Raw genomic sequence first — 19,317 nt, 5'->3', positions numbered from 1 at the left:
GAGTATGGATAAAAGTTATAAGAAATTAACGGCGGAGGAAGAGCGGGTCATTGTTCACAAAGGGACGGAGATGCCTTTCAGCGGGGAATATAACGACTATTTCGAGAAGGGGGTTTATACGTGCAAGCGGTGCGGGGCGGAGCTGTTCAAGTCGGAATCGAAATTCAAATCCGAGTGCGGCTGGCCGAGCTTCGATGAGGAGATTAAGGGGGCGGTGAAATGGCAGAAGGATGCGGACGGTATGAGAACAGAAGCTGTTTGCGCGAAATGCGGGGCGCATCTGGGGCATATATTTTTGGGTGAAAAGATAACGGCGAAAAATGTTCGCTATTGCATGAATTCCATTTCGATGAATTTTGTGCCGGAGCAGCAGACGGAGAAAGCGATATTTGCATCGGGATGTTTCTGGGGAACGGAATATTATTTCAAACAGGCGCCGGGCGTAATATCCACGACTGTCGGGTACACGGGCGGTCAAACGGACAATCCGACTTACGAACAGGTCTGCACGCACAAGACGGGTCATGCTGAGGCGGTCGAGGTCGAGTACGACCCGACGAAGACGAGTTACGAGGCACTGGCGAAACTGTTTTTTGAGACACACGATTTTACACAGCTCAACCGGCAGGGGCCTGACGTGGGGACACAGTACCGGTCAGAGATTTTCTATTTGAACGAGCAGCAGCGGGAGACCGCCGAGAGGCTGGCAGGAGAACTCAAGAAAAAAGGATATGACGTCAAGACGCAAATAACGCCGGCAGGTAAATTCTGGCCTGCGGAGAAGTATCATCAGGATTACTACGAGAAATCAGGAGCATCTCCATACTGCCATATATATAAGAAGATATTCTAAGACAAGTGGTTTTGAGCGGAATTTTTTTTGTTTTTTTTCGTGCATTATTTCATTACATCCTTAAGATTATCTGGAAGTTGTCCCTGTATCAAAAATCCAAGAAGGGAGGTATGTATGCGGGCCAAGAAGGCCAAACAGGCGTTACATTCCGAGCATGGAGGATATATTCTTATACTAATGGTTCTTATAGTCTGCATTATCGGCGTTTTTATCTGGTTAGACCCGATGGCGCTGATGCCCGGGTCTGGTTCAGGTATGCCGTGGAACGAGGAGCGCCGATTAGTTCCGTCCAGCGAGAAGGTCAAACAGCCGAATGAGGGACAACCCGAGATTTTAGACAATTTAGGTTTTGAGGGTGCGATAGTTGAAAACGGTGATGTCAAGGGCGGGGTTGATATGTTCATTTTGACAGATGGCCGAATAAAGGGTGTTTGGGAAGGTAAATACAACCCTGAGCCTGATATAACATGGGAGGTGATGGGGTCGCGATTTAAAGGTAATATCGACCCTACGAAAATTTACAGTGACAAGGACGGCGAAGACCCGAAAAAACTTTACTTTATAGCTAAGGGCGAATCTCTTATTCTCGTAACAAATTCGAAGACCGACAAGATTAAAACCGCAACCGGCGCGATATATGTAACGGGCTGGCTTGACAACGAGTACAACGCGGCCGGTAAAATAACTATTACATCAGATAAAAAAACCTATTGGGAGTATTTCTGGCAGAGCAAAGGAGAGAAGGTGCCGGTGGTGCCTGATTTTGGTCCTGCTTTACCGAGATTATTTTAGGATGCGGCGTCAGCCTCGTTTCATAGCGTCGGCAAAGGTGGTGATATTGTTGACCCATTTTTGAGCTTCAAGGAGGTTAACTTTGTTTTCTTTTACGAGCATCGACATGTGCTTTTCCATCGTTATCATTTTTTCATCGGGTCCGCTTTTGGTTTTTGTCTGCATTTGTGAATAAAGCTGCTCGAATTTACCGAATCGGATGAGGTTTGCGCAGGCGTAGCTTTTGTTGTTGAGGATTTCCATTGCTATGAGCCGGCCTTTTCCATCTTTTTTTGGTATGAGCTTTTGGCTAATAATGTAAGCAAGCCCGAGGGAGAGCTGGTTCTGCACTTCGTTTTGCCTGTCAGGAGGAAAGTAATCGAGGATTCGCGTTACGGTGCCGGTAGCGTCTCTTGTATGGAGTGTCGAGAATACGAGGTGACCTGTCTCGGCGGCCATAAGGGTCATAGCAATGGTTTCGGGGTCGCGCATTTCGCCGACGAATATTATATCGGGGTCTTCGCGAAGTATTGCTCTTAGACCATCAGCGAAGGAAGTAACGTCCCTTCCAAGTTCGCGCTGGGAGACTATGGAATTTTTTTGCTGGTAAATATACTCTATGGGGTCTTCGATGGTAATGATTCTGCAGGCATGTTTCTCGCTGATTCGGTCTATTAGCGAGGCAATGGTTGTAGATTTTCCTGCGCCTGTGATTCCGGTGATGAGGACAAGTCCCTGCTTTCGGTCGATGATGTCCTCCCAGATGTCGTTAGGAAATCCGATTTCTTCAACCTTCGGGATGTGCAGAGACAGCGCCCTGATTGCGGCGCAGATGCCGTCGTTTTCTTTAAAGACGTTTATTCGGAATTGAAGAGAGCCGAGTCTGTAAGAGCTGTCCACGTTGTATTGAGTCTGGAGCTTGCTTATTTTTTCGTCGCTTAAAAGGGGATAAATGAGCTGCTTTGCAATCTCTTCGGTTATGGAGAGGCCTTTGAATTTTACGAGCTCGCCATCAATGCGATATACGGGCGGGACGCCGATTTTGATATGTAAATCGGAGACCCTCATAGCGCCTTTTTCCTCGAAGTATGCCAGCATATCGAGAATGCTCCATTTGCCAAGGTTTTCGGTTGGATAGACTTTTGCCGAAGCGGGATATTGTTCAGACATATATATCACCTCTACTTAGAGTAATTTGGTTGTTTATTTTAACCATTTTACCGCAGCAAGGAGTAAGTGGCAAACTATTTGATTCGGCACTTTTGACCACGCCCAGGACAGGAGAGCCTCCCATATTTATGTTTTTTATTGGCTTTGCTTGGGGGAGATGGTTATAATTCCGTGTTGCGTATTTCGTAAGAAAATAATGGAGTACGGGATGCAAGACGCAGACGCCAGGATGCGAAAGAGAAAGTTATTTATTTTGATAGTGCTGGTTTTGGCAGGCGGGGCAGTTTCGTTTGCTGTTGAGAGTGAGGTTTCCCAGCAAAAAGCCCGGGCCTTTGCGGGCCAGGATTTGCAGTTGTCGGGGCGGGATGTTACAAGCTACCAGAGCGACAGCGGCGAGCATATACTTGTCTTCCAAGGCAAATTTTCGATGTCGGTAGGGGCTAATCAATTTTTCAGCAATAAAGCGGTAGTCTGGGTGAAAGGGGCAAAAACCGAATATTTGGGCGAAAGTAGAATTAATTATAATGTAAATGCATATCTTGAGGGCAGGGTGTCGGTTAAAAAAGGCAAGAGCGCCAAGACAACCGATTTGAGCCAGACAGTAGTTGAAGACAGCGGGTCGATGGTAGTTCAGTTTGATGTGGACGGCGAGGTTTTTGTAACGGTGGATAAAAGAGAGGTTGCCGACCCTCGAGAATTAGAGCTTTATAAAAAAGCTGAGGCGGCGATAGTGCCGAAGGTTCCCGCTTGGGCGGAAGTAAAGGCACCTGAATTACCGAGCGAAGAGAAAAAACCCCCTAAAAAAGGGATAGCTGCAGCCGAAAGAGAGCGTTTGCCTGCTCTCGAAAAGCGACGGCGGCAGGGCTTACTCGAAATGATGTTTGGCGGGGGTGAGGGAAAGCCGGCCAAGCCAGTTAAAGCGATTGCGGAGATGGAAGTGAAGGGTCCCCGCTTTACGTATCCTGTTAATATAGCACCTGCGGGTAAGGTTGAACCAAAGATAGAGCGAACCAGGGCGCCGGATGGGACAGATGTTGCAACGGTTGAGGGCAGGTTCTATGTGTGGCAGAAGCAAGATGAGGCAGGAGGACTGCTGGAGCTGGAGGCAGATTCGGCAGTTATGTTTTATTCCGGCTCCGCGCTGTCCGGCGAAGAGAAAACCAAGGACGAGGAAGTTTTGACTGAGGGCGGCGTGCAGGCAATTTATATGTCCGGGAACGTTGTGATGACAGAGGGTCAGCGGACGATTCGGTCAGATGAGATGTATTATGATTTTCAGGACAAGAGGGCGCTGGCGGTAAATGCAGAGGTGAGGAATTTCGATGTGGAGCGAGGTATTCCGATATATGTTCGTGCGGCGAAGTTACGGCGGATAGCAGAAGACAAGTTTTCTGCCGAGGGCGCCGTTCTGACAAGCAGTGAATTTTATCTGCCGCAGATTTCTATTACGACCTCAAAAGTAGTTATTTCCGATACGACGGCTATCGACGCCCAGAAGGGCCGTGTCTCAAGGAGCAGTTATGATGTGGAGATGCGTGATGTTCGTTTTAAGGCCGGCAAAAGGACGCTATTCTATTGGCCGGGTATGCGAGCTAACTTTGAAAGACCGGATATTCCTATTAAAAAAATAAGTGCCGGTCGTGACAACACTTTCGGGACATTTGTTGAGAGTCGCTGGTATTTGTCCCGTCTGCTGGGGCTTCGCGAGCCTGAGGGGACGGACAGCACTCTTTTGCTTGATTATTACAGCAAGCGCGGGTTTGGCAGCGGCGTTGACATTAATTATGACAGAGAGAATTATTACGGCAAGCTTTTAGGGTATGTGATTAGCGACCACGGAGAAGACAGACTGGGCAGGATTAGCAGTCGAAAAGACCTTGAGCCGGACAAAGGGCTTCGTGGTCGGCTTACGTGGCGGCACAGGCAGTTTCTGCCCTATAACTGGCAGCTTACGACCGGGGTTAGTTATCTCTCCGACGAGAATTTTCTCGAGAGTTTTTATCGCAGGGAGTTTAACACCGGCGAAAAGCAGGAGACGTATGTTCACCTGAAGCGTCTTCAGGACAACTGGGCTCTGTCTATTTTAGGCAAAGGGCGGATAAATAATTTTGCCGATGAGCTGGAGGAGCTGCCCAGCGCCGAATTTCACCTGACGGGCCAGTCGCTTTTTGAGGACCGGTTCACTTTATACAGCGACAGCGAGATAGGCCGGCTGCGTCAGAGGATAGGCAAGGACCATTCTCAGCCGATAGTTTTAGGTGCGACGCCGGCCATTGCGACGAATTTGACGAACATCAGCGAAGATCGGTTTACGTTTGCATCGCATCGGACAGAGCTTGATATGCCGATCCAGGCGGGATCGTTTAAGGTCATCCCGTATGTGGCAGGGACGTTCGGTTATGACAACCGCAGCGGTTTTACAAGAACGCTTGTTGACGGCAGCAATACGGGCAGTTTTGGAGATAAGGACGTCTGGATTGGAGAGGCTGGAGTCCGAGTTTTTCCGCGGCCATACTGGAAGGTTTATCCTGATGTGAAGAGCCGGCTCTGGGATTTGAGTCAATTGCGTCATATTGTAAGACCATACCTGACGGCGGTCGTTTATGAGGAGAGCGATGATGCTGTGGAGCAGCGTGATGCGTTGAGTGCAGGTATCTCTCAGCGGCTGCTAACCAAGCGTGGTCGTGAAGGCGCACAGCGGACAGTTGAGTGGATGCGTTTGGATACGGAGGTTACGTGGCTGAGCAATACCGGCGATGCGGAAGAAGCGAGTCCCGACCGATATATCTGGGCGCGTCCGATTGTGCCTATGCGGGTGCTTTCGGCCCCTGAGATATTTAACGGGGATTTGATTAGCCATGACGGGGTTAGGGCGACGGGTCTTCACAGGTTTGAGAATTGGGGGCCGAGACGTGATTACTTCAGCGCCGACTATATCTGGCGTATGAGTGATACTTCGGCGGTACTCTCCGATTTGAATTTTGATATTCAAAGCATGGCGATCCAGCAATTTAATATTGGTTTTTCTCATTTATGCTGGCCTAATTTGAGCTATTATATAGGGAGCAGATATTTGAGGCGCGTGAGGGTTCTGGACGAGGAGGGTTCGAATGCGTTCGTTTTTGCAGCTACTTACGTTCTTGACCCGCGATATACGATTATTTTTGCACAGGAGTATGACTTTGACTATGGTCTAAATGTTCGAAGCGATGTAACGCTGTTGCGGCGGTATCACAGGATGTATTACGGCCTTACATTCAGCGCTGATGAATCGCTGGACAGGCAGTCTGTAGTGTTTAGTATATGGCCTCAAGGCGTTCCGGAGATGGGGACTGGAGGTAGAAAATATACGGGTATGACCGGGCCGGCGGAATATTAAAAGCGGCAGAAAATATATTAAGTTTTTTGGACTTTTTATGGTTTTTGGATTTTAGTTTTATAAGGAGAAAAGATATGGCGTTGGTTGGCACGGAGAAAATGTTTAAGATGGCATATAAGGGCGGCTATGCAATAGGTGCGTTTAATGTAAACAATATGGAAATCACACAGGGTATTGTTGACGCGGTAGCCGAGGAGAAGGCCCCGCTGATTTTGCAGATATCGAGGGGTGCGCGAGATTATGCGAAAAACAGCTACTTGAACGCTATTATCAACGTGGCAGTAGCAGAGAATCCTGATATTCCTATTGTTACACATCTGGACCACGGCGATAATTTCGAGACGTGTAAGCAATTTGTGGATGACGGTTTTACGTCGGTTATGATAGACGCCTCGAAGCTGCCATTCGAAGAGAACATTCGAGTCACCAGACAAGTAGTAGAGTATGCACATAGTCATAACGTGTCAGTAGAGGCAGAGTTGGGTCAGTTAGGCGGAATTGAAGAGCACGTTGTGGGCGTTAGTATGGACGATATTGCCAAACACCTGACGGACCCTGAGCAGGCAATAGAGTTTGTCGAGAAAAGCGGCTGTGACTCGCTGGCGGTAGCGTGCGGGACCAGCCACGGCGCCTATAAGTTCAAAAGTGAGCCGAAGCTGGCCTTCGATATTATACAGAAGATAGCCGATAAGCTGCCCGGATTTCCGTTAGTTATGCACGGTTCAAGCAGTGTGCTAAAGGAATTCAAGGACCTTATCAATAAGTATGGCGGCAAGATGCCTGATGCTATGGGCGTTCCTGAGGAGGCAATAAGCAGGGCGGCGAAGATGGCGGTGTGCAAGGTCAATATCGATACGGATTTGCGAATGGCTCTAACGGCTAAAATCAGGCAGGTTTTTGCGGAGAAGCCCGCAGAGTTTGACCCGCGTAAATACCTTGGCCCAGGCAGGGATGCTATTAAAGCGATGGTTAAGCACAAGCTGCATGTTTTAGGATGTGCCGGCAAAGCGGCGGAGTGCAGTTGACAAGAAATTTGAATTTTATACCAAAAGCTTAGATGCGAGATCTGCGAGCGAGAAGTAAATATTTGATTTTGCCGGTTTGTTTTGCGGCGTTTTTTTGCGGGTTGATTGGCTGCGGGGTGCCGAAAAGACCAGCGCCTGTCGAAATACCGAAAGCTGGGACGGCAGATGCCAACGCTGTTAAAACAGCTTGTGAGCTGATTGCCGAAGGCAAATTTGATACAGCAGGCGAGCTGATAAATTCGGCCGGCAGCAGAGAGGCCGTACAATCTCAACTGAGTCAATTAGCGGAGATTGTGCAGGAATACAAGGATATAACCGAGCATCGCAAGTCGGCCCGGGAGGATGCATACGCGGAGAGGTTGGCTGAACTGGAGAAGCTTTGGGTTGCGGCAGAGGCCAACGATGTGAGCGACGTGAACGATGTAAATGATATTTCAAAGGCGATGTCGGTTATTGCGAAGGTGAGCGAGTTTGCAGATAAAGCACAAAAGGCAGAACTATTGTCTGAGCCATTCACACAGCAGAGTTTTCAAAAAGCGATAGATAAAGCAAGTGAGTTGGAGTCGAAGGGCAAGTGGCTTGACGCATACGCGATATGCTACAGCTGGCTGCAGGTCATTGATGAAAATAATACGGCGTATTCCGACCATGCGGAGCAGCTTATAGAAAAGGCCAATATAGCGGCGTTATTTCAAGATAGTCCCTGTGAGAGCCGCAAGGAACGTTTCGAAAACGTGAAGAAAGAGATGTTTACGCGGTCGATTGAGGCGCTGAGATTAGATTACGTCAGCAGCATTATTGATTATCGCCAGATGGCGATTAAAGCTGTCAAACGCTGCGAATTGCTGGCTGAGGTGACGAATTTGTCGCCAGAAGCTCGCCGCTCATTGGCTGAATCAGATGTCAGCAGCGACGAGAACCGGCTTTCGGCGTGGTCGCGCGGCCTGAAGGCGATTTTGGATGAAATAGAGAATTCGCCGATGGAAGTGAGTAAAGATAAGTTTATAGCTATTTTTGAAAAGGTGCTGACGCTGAACACAACAACTGTGGAATTACCCACACAGCTACTGATTACACAGTTTGCGGAGGCGGCGCTGTCCGCACTAGACCCTTATACGGTTATAGTTTGGCCCAAGCAGACGGATGATTTTGAAAAGATGATGACCAATGAATTTACGGGTATCGGCATAGAGATTTCAAAAGAAAAAGGGCAGCTGACGGTGTCGAGTCTTTTGCCTGATACTCCTGCATACTACTCCGGTCTCGATGCGGAGGACATGATAGAAAACATAGACGGAGTTGAAACGAAGGACATGAGTCTTTCGTGCGCTGTTAAGAATATTACCGGTAAAGCGGGTACACAAGTGAGATTGACGATAAGGCGAGCGGGTGAGGACGAGACGAGGGACATTACCATAACCCGGGCCAAGATAACTGTCCCGACAATCCGGGGCTGGGAAAGGACCGAAACCGGCAAATGGCTGTATATGATTGATACAAGCAGGAAAATCGGTTATGTCCACATTACCAGTTTTTCCGAGAAGACCGCTTCTGACTTTGAAGATGTCCTCAATCAGCTTGAGGCTGAAGGTTTGAACGGCTTGATTTTGGATTTGCGATTTAATAGCGGCGGACTTTTAAATATGGCGATAGAGGTAGCCGACAAGTTTCTCGAAGAAGGTCCGATAGTGATAACACGGCCCCGGTCGTGGGTGTCATCGACATACGCGTGGGCACGTAAGGAAGGAACTCATCCAAATTATCCGTTAGTTATACTGATAAATAGTTATTCTGCGAGCGCTTCAGAGATTGTGGCCGGAGCGCTGGCGGACCCGCTCCATAACCGGGCGGTTTTGGTTGGCGAAAGGACACACGGCAAAGGGAGCGTGCAAGGGATAATCTCGTATCCCAAGGGAGGAGCACAGTTAAAATATACGATGGCGTATTATTATTTACCTTCAGGCCAAAGGGTCAAGAGCCAGGATGAAGTGAAAAAAGAGGGGAAGGATGATTGGGGTGTCGGGCCGGCTGTCGAGGTGAAATTGAGGAGCGATGAAATTAAAAAGATGTTTGATGTGCAGAGGGATAACGACGTGCTGGTGAGAGCCGACCGCGATAAAGAGGCGGCGCCGCTGAAAAAGCATACAGTCGAAGAAAGTTTAGCAGCAGATCCCCAGCTGACGGTCGGGCTTTTGGTCGTTAGGAGCAAATTAATTGAGGAGAGTTCTGAAATCAGGAAGTAGTGAGGTGTGAGCATTTGGCAAAGCAGGAAATAAGCCAATTTGAACGGCAGAGGCAGGAAAAGCTGTCTCGTATCAGAGAATTGGGTATTGACCCTTATGGCGGTAAATACGAAGGGGCGGAGCAATCCTGTGATATTAAAACGAGGTTTAAGGATGGCGATGAGAGCCAGCGAGCCAAATGTGCCGGCAGGATTGTGCTGCTGAGGGACATCGGCAGCCTGATTTTTATAACGCTGCGTGACTGGAGCGGGATTATCCAGACGGGCCTGAGCAAAAAGCTGCTGGGTGAGCAATGGTCGCTTGCCAAGCTGCTTGAGCTTGGCGATGTAATCGGGACTGAGGGGCAATTAGGAAAGACCAAAACGGGGGAGATTACTATATGGGCCGACAAAGTAACATTGCTGAGCAAATCGCTTTTGCCGCCGCCGGAGAAATTTCACGGTTTGTCGGATATCGACCTGCGTTACCGGCAGAGGTATGTGGATTTGTGGGCCAATCCTGATGTGATGGAATTATTCAGGAAGCGAAGCGCGATTCTGCGGACGGTGCGTGAGTATTTGACCGGCCGCGGTTTTATGGAAGTCGAGACGCCGATGATGCAAACGATAGCAGGGGGAGCGGCGGCGAAGCCGTTTATCACGCATCATAATACGCTGGATATGGATTTGTTTTTGAGGATTGCGCCGGAGCTGTTTTTGAAGCGGCTTCTTGTGGGCGGGATGGAGAAAGTTTTCGAGATAAACCGCAACTTCCGCAACGAAGGGCTTAGCACGCGGCACAACCCGGAATTTACGATGCTGGAGTTGTATCAGGCATACGCTGATTACAAAGTGATGATGGATTTGACCGAGGAGCTTATCTGCCTGCTGGTGGAGAAATATTGCGGCGGCGAGCAGGTTCAATTTGGTGAAGTTACGGTTGATTATTCGAGGCCGTGGCGGCGGGCGACGTATGCGGAGTTATTAAAGGAATACGGCGGCTGCGATGTTGACGATACCGGTTCTGTCAGGGCAAAGGCGAAGAAGCTCGGTTTAAATGAAGCGAGTATGGACGATGCGGTGGTTGTCAATGAGGTGTTCGAGGCGACGGTTGAGGAGAGATTGATTTCGCCGACGTTTGTAATGGATTATCCGGCAGCATTGTGTCCGTTGACAAAATGTAAAAAAGATAATCCGAAATATGCAGAACGATTTGAGCTTTATATAGCGGGGATGGAGCTTGCTAACGCATATACGGAGCTGAATGACCCTGCGGTTCAGGAGGAGAACTTCAAAATCCAGCTTCGCGGGCAGGAAGAAACGATGGCGACGATGGACGCCGATTTTATAACTGCGCTGAAGTATGGTATGCCGCCGGCAGGGGGGCTGGGTATTGGAATTGACAGATTGGCGATGGTTTTAACCGGTGCTACGAGCATTCGTGACGTAGTGCTGTTTCCGCTTCTTAGGCCTGTCTCCGAATAAAACGATTGGGCTCGATATGCTGAAATTGTTTCTATGGCTGCGATATCTGCGCAAGAAAAAGATTGTGCTTTTGAGTATAGCGGCGGTTGCGTTGTCGGCATCGCTATTGATAGTTGTTGCCAGTTTGTTCGGCGGTTTTATCGATGCATTCGAGAAAAGCGCAGTTGAAGTGATGGGGGATGTGGTTTTGGAGCCTCCGATTATTAAGTTTCCAAAATACCAGGAGCTTATCCGGCGTTTAGAACAGGAGAGCACGGTGGAATCGGCGGCTGCGACTCTGTCGGCTGGGGGGCTGCTGCATCTGGGCAAAGGCAATGTTCGCGGAGTGGGGATTTGGGGGGTCTCGAATCTCAATACCCGATTCTCGAAACTCGAACGAATATCAGGGAATGAGCATCCGGTATCAAGGGACGAGCAACAGGTGAGCGGATTCGTGGGAATCGGTGTGGTGGCGAAGCCTGATGAACAGACAGATGAGTATGATTTTGAAGCGGCTAAAAAGGTGATTGGTCAGGAAGCTGTTCTTACAACGGGGGCGGTAGTAAAAGCGCAAGATAGTAGCGATGGGGTGACGGTCAGGAGAAAGACCATAAGATTTACAATTACGGATGTTGTTTTCACTGGTGTTTATTATCTTGATAAGGGATTGGTGTATCTGCCTATAGAAGAAGTTCAAAGAGTTTTGTATCCGAACGAAAGTGAAGGTGTTGCAGGTCAGATTCAAATTAAGCTGAGGGCGGGAGCCGAGACAGATGCGGCACTTGCGCAGATTCGCAACGTGTGGGAGGGTTTTGCCGCGGAACAGCTTGACTGGGAGCCGCAACTTATAAAAGAGACGGAAATTGTTACGGCCAGGCAAATGCAAAGCAGACACGTGGCGGAGTTTCGAAAGCAGATGAGAATATTGATGTTGATATTCGGTGTTATAAGTTTGAGTGTAGTCCTGCTGATTTTTTGCATATTCTATATGATAATCGAGACGCGGCAGAAGGACATAGCGATAATAAAAAGCTGCGGGGCGACGAACGGAACGGTGGCGTTGATTTTTGTCGGGTTCGGCGTCTGTGTGGGGCTGGTAGGTTCGGGGATAGGTATGATACTGGGTGATATTGTAACAAAGAATATAAACACCATCGAAGAATGGATAAGGATAATCTTTGGTTTGAAGCTTTGGAAGAGCAGCGTTTATATGTTCAGCAAGATACCGAACGAAGTTGATTGGGACTGGGCTTTGCTTATAGCGCTGTCGGCTGTTTTTGCGGCGGCTGTGGGGGCGCTGATACCGGCGATTGTCGCGGTAAGGACCAAGCCGGTCAATGTATTAAGGTATGAATAAATAGTAATGTATAAAATTATTTTGTCATTTCGTTACCTGCTTAAAAAACGCATCAGTTATCTGGCATTTTTGGCAGTTGCGCTTTGCGTGTTTATAGTAGTTGTGGTGATGACAGTAATGACGGGCCTGGTGCGCGATTTTAAGGATAGTAACCATAAGTGGGTAGGTGATTGCGTGGTTGGAACCGAGTCGCTGGTTGGTTTTCCATACTATGAAGATTTTATGAAAAAGATAGAGGGAGCTGATTTTATCGAGGGAGTTTCGGCTGTTATAAAAAGCTACGCGCTGATAAAAAATCGCGACCTCGAGTGGAACAGCGGCGTGGAGATTCTGGGTATTGACCCTTTTGAACACAGCAAAGTTACCAACTTTGGTGAGACGCTGTATCACCGCAAGAACGATGCGGCCAAAGCATTTGAGCCGATTTATGCCCCGAATCTTCCCGGTTGTGTGGTAGGGATTGACTTCTGGCTGAGACGCGATGACAGGGGCAAATATGATTATGAAGTCCGTCCCGTTGAGGCGGCTCTTTTGGTGAGCTGCTTTCCTTTAACCGCTAAGGGCGCTTTGGCAAAAGCCGGGACAGACATGGTAAATACAAAAACTTTCTATTACAGCGATACTGTGCACAGCGGATTGGTGCGGGTTGATAGTTCATTTGTTTACCTGCCGTTTGAAGAGGCGCAGCTGCTTTGCGGTATGGGGGGAGCCGTCAAAAGAGCCAGTGCAATCCATATTAAGTTCAAACCGAATATTAAATTGGCAGACGGGTGTGGGAAAGTCGCCGCACTGTGGAAGGTATTTGCAGAAGAAAGAAAAGGCGCACAACAAGCGGAATTACTGAATACTGTTGCGGTGCAAAGCTGGAAAGATTATAGGCGGGAATTCATCGCGGCGATGGAAAAAGAACAGACGATACTGACGTTTATGTTTGCTCTCGTGGGAGTTACAACTGTATTTATAGTCTTTGTTGTTTTTTATATGATTGTCAGCCACAAGAGCAAGGATATCGGCATATTAAAAAGCATAGGTGTTTCGAGGCTGGATATCGTTGAATTATTTTCGTGTTTTGCTTTTTTAATAGGTCTTTTGGGCAGTGCCATCGGCGTGTTCGGCGGGTGGTTGTTTTTGCTCAAAATTAACAGGATAGAAGATTTTCTGTTCGCGCATTTTGGATTTCAGTTGTGGAACAGGGCAATGTATGCTATCGGGGATATTCCTAACACGGTTGATTCGAAGGTTTTGGCAGTGATAATAGTTTCGGCAATAGGCGCCTGTTTGGCAGGTGCGTTTTTTCCGAGCCGGCAGGCGGCGAAATTAGAGCCCGTAGAAACTTTGCAGGTGAGTCAATTATGAGTAACGACGATTTTATATTAAAGGCGGAAGGACTTTATAAATCGTATCAGATGGGCACAACAAAGGTGGAGGTGCTCAAGGGGGTGGATTTGTTTGTAAGGCAAGGTGAGTTTGCCGCGATAGTCGGGGCCTCGGGCAGCGGCAAAAGCACCCTATTGCATATATTGGGCGCTCTGGACAAACCCGAAAAAGGTGCTGTAAGCTTCGAAGGCCGTGTCTTGAGCCGGATGGGGGAGCGCGAATTGAATAAATTTCGCAATAAAATGGTAGGATTTGTTTTTCAGTTTTATCATTTATTGGACGAATTAAGTGTATTGGAAAATGTTTTCCTTCCGGCAATGGCCTCGAAAAGCGTGATTGGCTGGCTTGGCAGCCGGAGGTGGGCGATGAGCCGAGCCAGGGAATTGCTCGGCGAGCTTGGCTTGAGCGAAAGGGCCAATCATAAACCGTATCAGCTGTCGGGAGGAGAGCGGCAAAGGGTGGCTATCGGCAGGGCATTGATGAATGAGCCGAGAATACTTTTGGCAGATGAGCCGACGGGAAACCTTGACTCTGCGACAGGAAATGATATTCTAAGGGTCTTTGAGAAATTGAATAAGGCCGGCCAGACGATTGTGATGGTAACCCATGACGAAAGGATTGCCCAAAAGGCCGGGCGGATAATAACACTGGCGGACGGCAGGGTGGCAGAAGGCAAAAGTTAAAGTCAAAGGATAAGTTATGGCGTTGAAGATTTGGCTTAATGGCAAGCTTGTAGACGAGGCGGATGCCAAGATAAGCGTTTTTGACCACGGTCTTCTTTATGGGGACGGGGTATTTGAAGGTATCCGTGTTTACAGCAGCAGGATATTTGAGCTGGATGCCCACATTAAACGTCTTTACGATTCTGCGAAGGCAATTCGGCTTGATATCCCGATGGGCAGAGATAAGCTTATCAAGGCAGTTGAAAAAACTGTCGAAGCTAACGGCGTTATCGATGGTTATATTCGGCTCGTTGTGACGCGCGGAACCGGAACTTTGGGGCTGAACCCGTTCATTTGTGAGAACGCCGGATTATTTATCATAGCTGATAACATACAGCTTTATCCGGAAGAGCTTTATGAAAAAGGGCTGAAGATAATTAGCGCAACGACGGTCCGCAATCATCCTCTGGCGATTCCGCCGCAGGTCAAAAGCATGAATTATCTCAATAATATACTGGCCAAGATTGAGGCTCTGGATGTAAATGCAGCCGAAGCGGTTATGTATAACCACGAAGGATATGTTGCCGAGGCGACCGGCGATAACGTTTTTATTGTAAAAGACGGAGTGATTTATACGCCGCCTGTTGAAGCAGGTGCATTAGGCGGGATAACTCGCGGTGTTGTTATCAGATTGGCGAAAGAAACAAAGCTTGAGGTGGTTGAAAAAAACCTGACGAGATTTGATTTATACGTTTGCGATGAGTTTTTCCTTACCGGGACGGCTGCCGAGGTAATCGGTGTTATTGAGATTGACGGCAGAATTATCGGGGACGGCAGGCCCGGATCTTATACGCGCCTATTGAGAAAGAAATTCTTCAAATACGCCCACGGAAAGAGCAAATAGTCAATGTCCCTCTCGTATCCCTGACGAGATACAAAAGGTGAAGCTCGCAGCATATATAATATGCAATTACCAGCACATACAGATATATCCGGCAGTCTGCCACGCAACGGTGTCACTGCTTTTAGAGTTATCAACGATGAATTGGGGCAGGTAAAAGAGCTGATAAGTAATGAACTGCTGAACTGTCCCGGCAAAGCCGGCGTGAAGCACCTGGTGGAGCACCAGAATAGCAGCGGCGGCAAGATGATTCGTCCGGGTCTGGTTTTGCTTGCCGGCAGAGCTGTCGGTAAAATCACAGACAAGCACATATGTATTGCGGCGATTATGGAGATGATTCACAATGCGACGCTGCTGCACGATGATGTTATAGACGAAGGGCAAAGTCGCCGAGGACGGGCTACGGTGAACAGTTTGTGGGGCAATGAGTCTGCGGTTTTACTGGGTGATTTTTTATTAAGCAAGGTTTTTAAGATGTGTGCCGATTTGGAGCCGCACATCGTGAAAATAATTGCCGCCGCCGCCGGCCGGACCTGCGAAGGCGAATTGAGGCAGATAACACAAAGAGGAAATTGGCAGTTAAGCGAAACGGAATATATCGACATAATTACTGACAAAAGCGCGGCACTTTTCAGCAGCTGTTGTTATCTTGGCGGCTTTTTAGGCGGGGCGGGCGAAGCGGAGTTAGAGTTGCTGTCTGATTTCGGTTTGAATTTCGGTATTGCGTTTCAAATTACTGATGATTTACTCGATTTGGTTGGAGACCAAAACAAGACGGGAAAGTCAATCGGCAACGACCTTGATAACGGCAAGGTGACGCTGCCGGTCATACATTTGCTCAAGACGGCAAATGAGACAGACAAAGAGCTTGTCATGGGTATTCTGGACGGTGGCGGAGAAAAAGGGCGTAGAAAGAGGTATGACGTTTTGGCTGAGAAATTACAAAGCTGCGGCAGCATCGGCTACGCGCAGAAACGGGCGCAGGAGTTTGCAGAGCAGGCAATTGCGGCGATTGAAGGATTTAATCATAGCGAAAGCAAAGACGCGTTAATCGAACTATCGCGTTTTGCTGCGCAACGGGTGACTTAACCGGCAGATTTCCGAAAATAAAAAGGGCCGGCCAATTTTCTGGACCGGCCCTTTTTGTTTCTTCAGTTAAGAGATTTTTCCAGCTTAGAAGCTGTACTTTAAGGTTAAACTTGCCCAGGTAATATTGTGGTCTGGACTAACGCCTCTGGTTGCGCTGTCTTCCATCGTAATCTGATGATAAACGCCAGGGGTAAAGGTAAGATTGTTGCCGAGGTCGAAGTCGGTCGAGACACCCATCATAACGTGAGTCCAGTCGCTGTCGGTATAACCGCCTGCTGGCCTTGGGTCAACACCATCGTTATAAACAGTTTCTACGTGGAAGTTAAATGTTTGCGCATCAGTTATGAATCCCTTTGTTGGCAGAGCGTAATCGAGCATAAAGACGTGTGCCCAGCCTGCGTATGTTCCGCCGTTGGGATTTGCCGCACCGCAGACAGTACCGCTGTTGCTCGGCCAGCCCTTAACGATGACATAGCCAGGAACAAGCCCTTCTACGCCAAACAATCTGGGGAAAACAAAGCCGGCATAAACTTCCTGCAGGTCTGTGCTGTTGCGGGTGTGAGAACTGCTGTCAGGGTAATTGAAGTACCTCCAGCCGACTTTATACCTGGTTTCCCATTGCTGGTCGATTCCGAAAGCACCGAGATAATAAGGAGAATAGTCCCATCTTTCACCGTTTTCGTAACCGCTCGAATTGGCGCGGTGCGCGATTGTTTCAAGATGGAAACCAGTGCCGAAAAGGTCGAGGTCTATAAATGGGTGTATGGCACTTTTGTCACCATAGACGGTGATGCCGCGCCATACATACTTGGTGTCATAGGTGATGCCAGTAAAGCCGTGCAGTTCGCCTTCCGCGGCCAGGACGGGGCATATAGCACCAAACAAAACCACAGTTGCTAAAAGAAATTCTTTCCTCAACATATTGAGCTCCTTCCCAAAAAGTTCTTTAAAGAAATAACGGCACTATAATTATCTTATTGTTTTAACCGTTCCTGATTTCACCAAATATATCAAAATTTATAGGGCTGACAACAAAAAAACCCTTTTTTGAGCTCTTGCCGCAAAAGCCGAATCTTCAGCTCTAACGGCGGTATAAACGGTTTTTTTATCGGCCTTTTTTCTGCCGATTCGCAATATCTATATTGTCGGACACCGCCCTTGTCGGAGATTACCATTTTCCTGATTTTTTCATTTCGGCTTTGGGAAGATTTTTCAAGGGTGCGGTGAATTTTTCAAGGTCCTGCTGCGGCAACTCGTGGTCGGTTAGTTTTCCTGTCAGGAACGCATCATAGCCGGAGAGGTCCATAAGCCCGTGTCCGCTGTAGTTGAACAGAATGACTTTTTCTTTGCCTTCCTCTTTGGCTTTTGTAGCTTCGTCAATGACTGCCGCGATGGCGTGACTTGTTTCCGGCGCGCAAATATAGCCTTCGGTCTTGGCCCAGGTAAGGGCAGCTCCATAGCATTTGGTCTGCGGATATGCCTTTGGTTCAAGGAGCCCTTCGACGATGGCCTGACAGACAAGCGGTGCCATACCGTGATATCGCAATCCACCGGCGTGAATAGGCTCCGGGATGAAGGAATGTCCGAGGGTGTACATTGCCATAAGGGGCGTCGTGCAGGCGGTGTCGCCGAAATCATAAGCGAACGGGCCGCGAGTCATTGTGGGACAGGATGTCGGCTCGATGGGCATAATTTTGATATTAGCGCCGTTGATTTTGTCAGCGACGAACGGAAAAGACAGGCCTGCGAAGTTGCTGCCGCCGCCGGCGCAGCCGATAACGACGTCAACTTTTTTTTCGCCGGCGAGTTTCAGCTGCTTTTTGGCCTCGAGTCCGATGATTGTCTGATGCAGCATAACGTGATTGAGAACGCTGCCGAGCGAGTATCTTGTTTTGCCTTCCTTGTCAGTGACGGCCTGCTCGATGGCTTCGCTGATGGCAATTCCGAGCGAGCCAGGGGTATTAGGTATTTCAGCGAGGACTTTTCTTCCCGCGTTGGTTTCGTTGCTGGGGCTTGCAACACAATTTGCGCCCCAGACCTGCATCATAAGTTTTCTGAAGGGCTTCTGGTCAAAACTGATTCTAACCATAAAGACCTTGCATTCAAGGCCAATCAGTTTGCAGGCAAAGGCCAGCGCGCTGCCCCATTGTCCTGCGCCGGTTTCTGTCGTTAATCGTTTGATGCCGAATTGTTTGTTGTACCAGGCCTGCGGGACGGCGGTGTTCGGCTTGTGGCTGCCGGGGGGACTGACGCTCTCATCCTTGTAATAGATATGGGCGGGGGTTTTCAAATATCTTTCGAGGTAAACGGCCCTTCTTAGGGGGGCCGGCCGCCACCTATAGAGGATATCAAGGATTTCATCGGGTATATCGATCCAGCGTTGTGAGCTGACCTCCTGCTCGATGAGATTCATCGGAAAAACCGGCGCCAGCATATCTGGCGAGATGGGTTTACCGTCTGGACCCAGTGGCGGAAGCAGCGGAGAAGGCAGGTCCGGGGCGAGGTTATACCATTGTTTTGGGATGTCCTTTTCTTGCAGTGGAATTTTGATTTCCATAATATATCTCCAATTGATGTATTTAATCAAATTATAAAGTCTTTATAGGTAAAGCATTAAGGTGCGGATGTCAAGAGTTTTTTTGATGGAGAATAATACGGGGGATTAAGCCAAAATAGGGTAATAAATTTCGCTAATGATTCTTCCGCCGTGCAAATTACGCATTCCTTTCTGGAATTGTTGGACTTCCATAGCTGGTTACTGATTTTCAGTTTGTTCCTTGTGTGAACACCTGATTTCTTGACAGATAATGCCGAAATATGGTATAAATAAAGAGGATGGGAGCGGTTTTGGGAAGTGGGCAAATACATGTGTCATAAGTTTACCTATATCAAACTGGCGGCAGTGCTAACGGTATGTCTATGTCTGGCCCAGCCGGCGTTCAGCGACGTCGGGATTCTCGGCGACTGGGTAACAGGATTAACTCACGCAAAGGAGGCGGGCAGCAACCGAGTTCTGATACTCATTGCGCAGGCAGAGTATTCATCCTC

Annotated in this window: 15 protein-coding genes; 12 read left to right on the top strand and 3 right to left on the bottom strand. The window is 48.4% G+C overall.

Annotated features, from left to right (window positions below; translation table 11 throughout):
• Positions 1 to 4: 4 nt before the first annotated feature.
• Both PHG53_07655 and PHG53_07650 read left to right on the top strand, forming a co-directional pair.
• Positions 5 to 853, top strand: coding sequence for a bifunctional methionine sulfoxide reductase B/A protein (locus tag PHG53_07655; GenBank protein MDD5381493.1), 849 nt, complete (start codon positions 5 to 7; stop codon positions 851 to 853).
• A gap of 114 nt (positions 854 to 967) precedes the next feature.
• The gene (locus PHG53_07650; GenBank protein ID MDD5381492.1) at positions 968 to 1,645 is read left to right on the top strand and encodes a hypothetical protein; all 678 of its coding nucleotides are present in this window, start codon (positions 968 to 970) and stop codon (positions 1,643 to 1,645) included.
• A gap of 9 nt (positions 1,646 to 1,654) precedes the next feature.
• On the opposite strand, the gene PHG53_07645 is transcribed toward PHG53_07650, so the two are convergent.
• Positions 1,655 to 2,794, bottom strand: coding sequence for a PilT/PilU family type 4a pilus ATPase (locus tag PHG53_07645; GenBank protein MDD5381491.1), 1,140 nt, complete (start codon positions 2,792 to 2,794; stop codon positions 1,655 to 1,657).
• Between the two features lie 208 nt (positions 2,795 to 3,002).
• Here PHG53_07645 and PHG53_07640 point away from each other — a divergent pair, with 208 nt between their 5' ends.
• The 9 genes from PHG53_07640 (at position 3,003) to PHG53_07600 (ending at position 16,269) form a co-directional block, all read left to right on the top strand.
• A complete protein-coding gene (locus tag PHG53_07640; GenBank protein ID MDD5381490.1) occupies positions 3,003 to 6,173 on the top strand; it encodes a hypothetical protein in 3,171 nt (1,056 codons plus the stop codon).
• Between the two features lie 74 nt (positions 6,174 to 6,247).
• Positions 6,248 to 7,198: a class II fructose-1,6-bisphosphate aldolase gene (gene fba / locus PHG53_07635; protein MDD5381489.1), complete on the top strand. Its 951-nt coding sequence runs from the start codon at positions 6,248 to 6,250 to the stop codon at positions 7,196 to 7,198.
• Positions 7,199 to 7,314: 116 nt separating this feature from the next.
• On the top strand, positions 7,315 to 9,441 hold the full coding sequence (locus PHG53_07630; GenBank protein MDD5381488.1) for a S41 family peptidase: 2,127 nt from the start codon (positions 7,315 to 7,317) through the stop codon (positions 9,439 to 9,441).
• Between the two features lie 14 nt (positions 9,442 to 9,455).
• Complete coding sequence (gene lysS, locus PHG53_07625; protein ID MDD5381487.1) at positions 9,456 to 10,904, top strand: lysine--tRNA ligase; 1,449 nt, start codon at positions 9,456 to 9,458, stop codon at positions 10,902 to 10,904.
• 16 nt (positions 10,905 to 10,920) lie between these two features.
• The gene (locus tag PHG53_07620) at positions 10,921 to 12,240 is read left to right on the top strand and encodes an FtsX-like permease family protein (protein ID MDD5381486.1); all 1,320 of its coding nucleotides are present in this window, start codon (positions 10,921 to 10,923) and stop codon (positions 12,238 to 12,240) included.
• Positions 12,241 to 12,246: 6 nt separating this feature from the next.
• On the top strand, positions 12,247 to 13,596 hold the full coding sequence (locus PHG53_07615) for an FtsX-like permease family protein (protein MDD5381485.1): 1,350 nt from the start codon (positions 12,247 to 12,249) through the stop codon (positions 13,594 to 13,596).
• The gene (locus PHG53_07610) at positions 13,593 to 14,300 is read left to right on the top strand and encodes an ABC transporter ATP-binding protein (GenBank protein MDD5381484.1); all 708 of its coding nucleotides are present in this window, start codon (positions 13,593 to 13,595) and stop codon (positions 14,298 to 14,300) included. Before PHG53_07615 ends, PHG53_07610 begins: the two co-directional genes overlap by 4 nt.
• A gap of 16 nt (positions 14,301 to 14,316) precedes the next feature.
• Positions 14,317 to 15,183, top strand: coding sequence for a branched-chain-amino-acid transaminase (gene ilvE, locus PHG53_07605; protein MDD5381483.1), 867 nt, complete (start codon positions 14,317 to 14,319; stop codon positions 15,181 to 15,183).
• Between the two features lie 60 nt (positions 15,184 to 15,243).
• Positions 15,244 to 16,269: a polyprenyl synthetase family protein gene (locus PHG53_07600; protein ID MDD5381482.1), complete on the top strand. Its 1,026-nt coding sequence runs from the start codon at positions 15,244 to 15,246 to the stop codon at positions 16,267 to 16,269.
• 84 nt (positions 16,270 to 16,353) lie between these two features.
• Here the strand turns inward: PHG53_07600 and PHG53_07595 are convergent, their stop codons facing one another.
• Both PHG53_07595 and PHG53_07590 read right to left on the bottom strand, forming a co-directional pair.
• Positions 16,354 to 17,190: a hypothetical protein gene (locus tag PHG53_07595; GenBank protein MDD5381481.1), complete on the bottom strand. Its 837-nt coding sequence runs from the start codon at positions 17,188 to 17,190 to the stop codon at positions 16,354 to 16,356.
• 247 nt (positions 17,191 to 17,437) lie between these two features.
• The gene (locus tag PHG53_07590) at positions 17,438 to 18,826 is read right to left on the bottom strand and encodes a TrpB-like pyridoxal phosphate-dependent enzyme (protein ID MDD5381480.1); all 1,389 of its coding nucleotides are present in this window, start codon (positions 18,824 to 18,826) and stop codon (positions 17,438 to 17,440) included.
• A 309-nt stretch (positions 18,827 to 19,135) separates the two neighbouring features.
• Here PHG53_07590 and PHG53_07585 point away from each other — a divergent pair.
• The coding region (locus PHG53_07585; protein MDD5381479.1) for a hypothetical protein at positions 19,136 to 19,317 on the top strand (182 nt) is incomplete at its 3' end.

This window comes from Phycisphaerae bacterium (assembly GCA_028714855.1).
Taxonomy (GTDB): Bacteria; Planctomycetota; Phycisphaerae; order Sedimentisphaerales; family Anaerobacaceae; genus CAIYOL01.
This window is presented reverse-complemented; position numbering and strand designations above follow the sequence as displayed.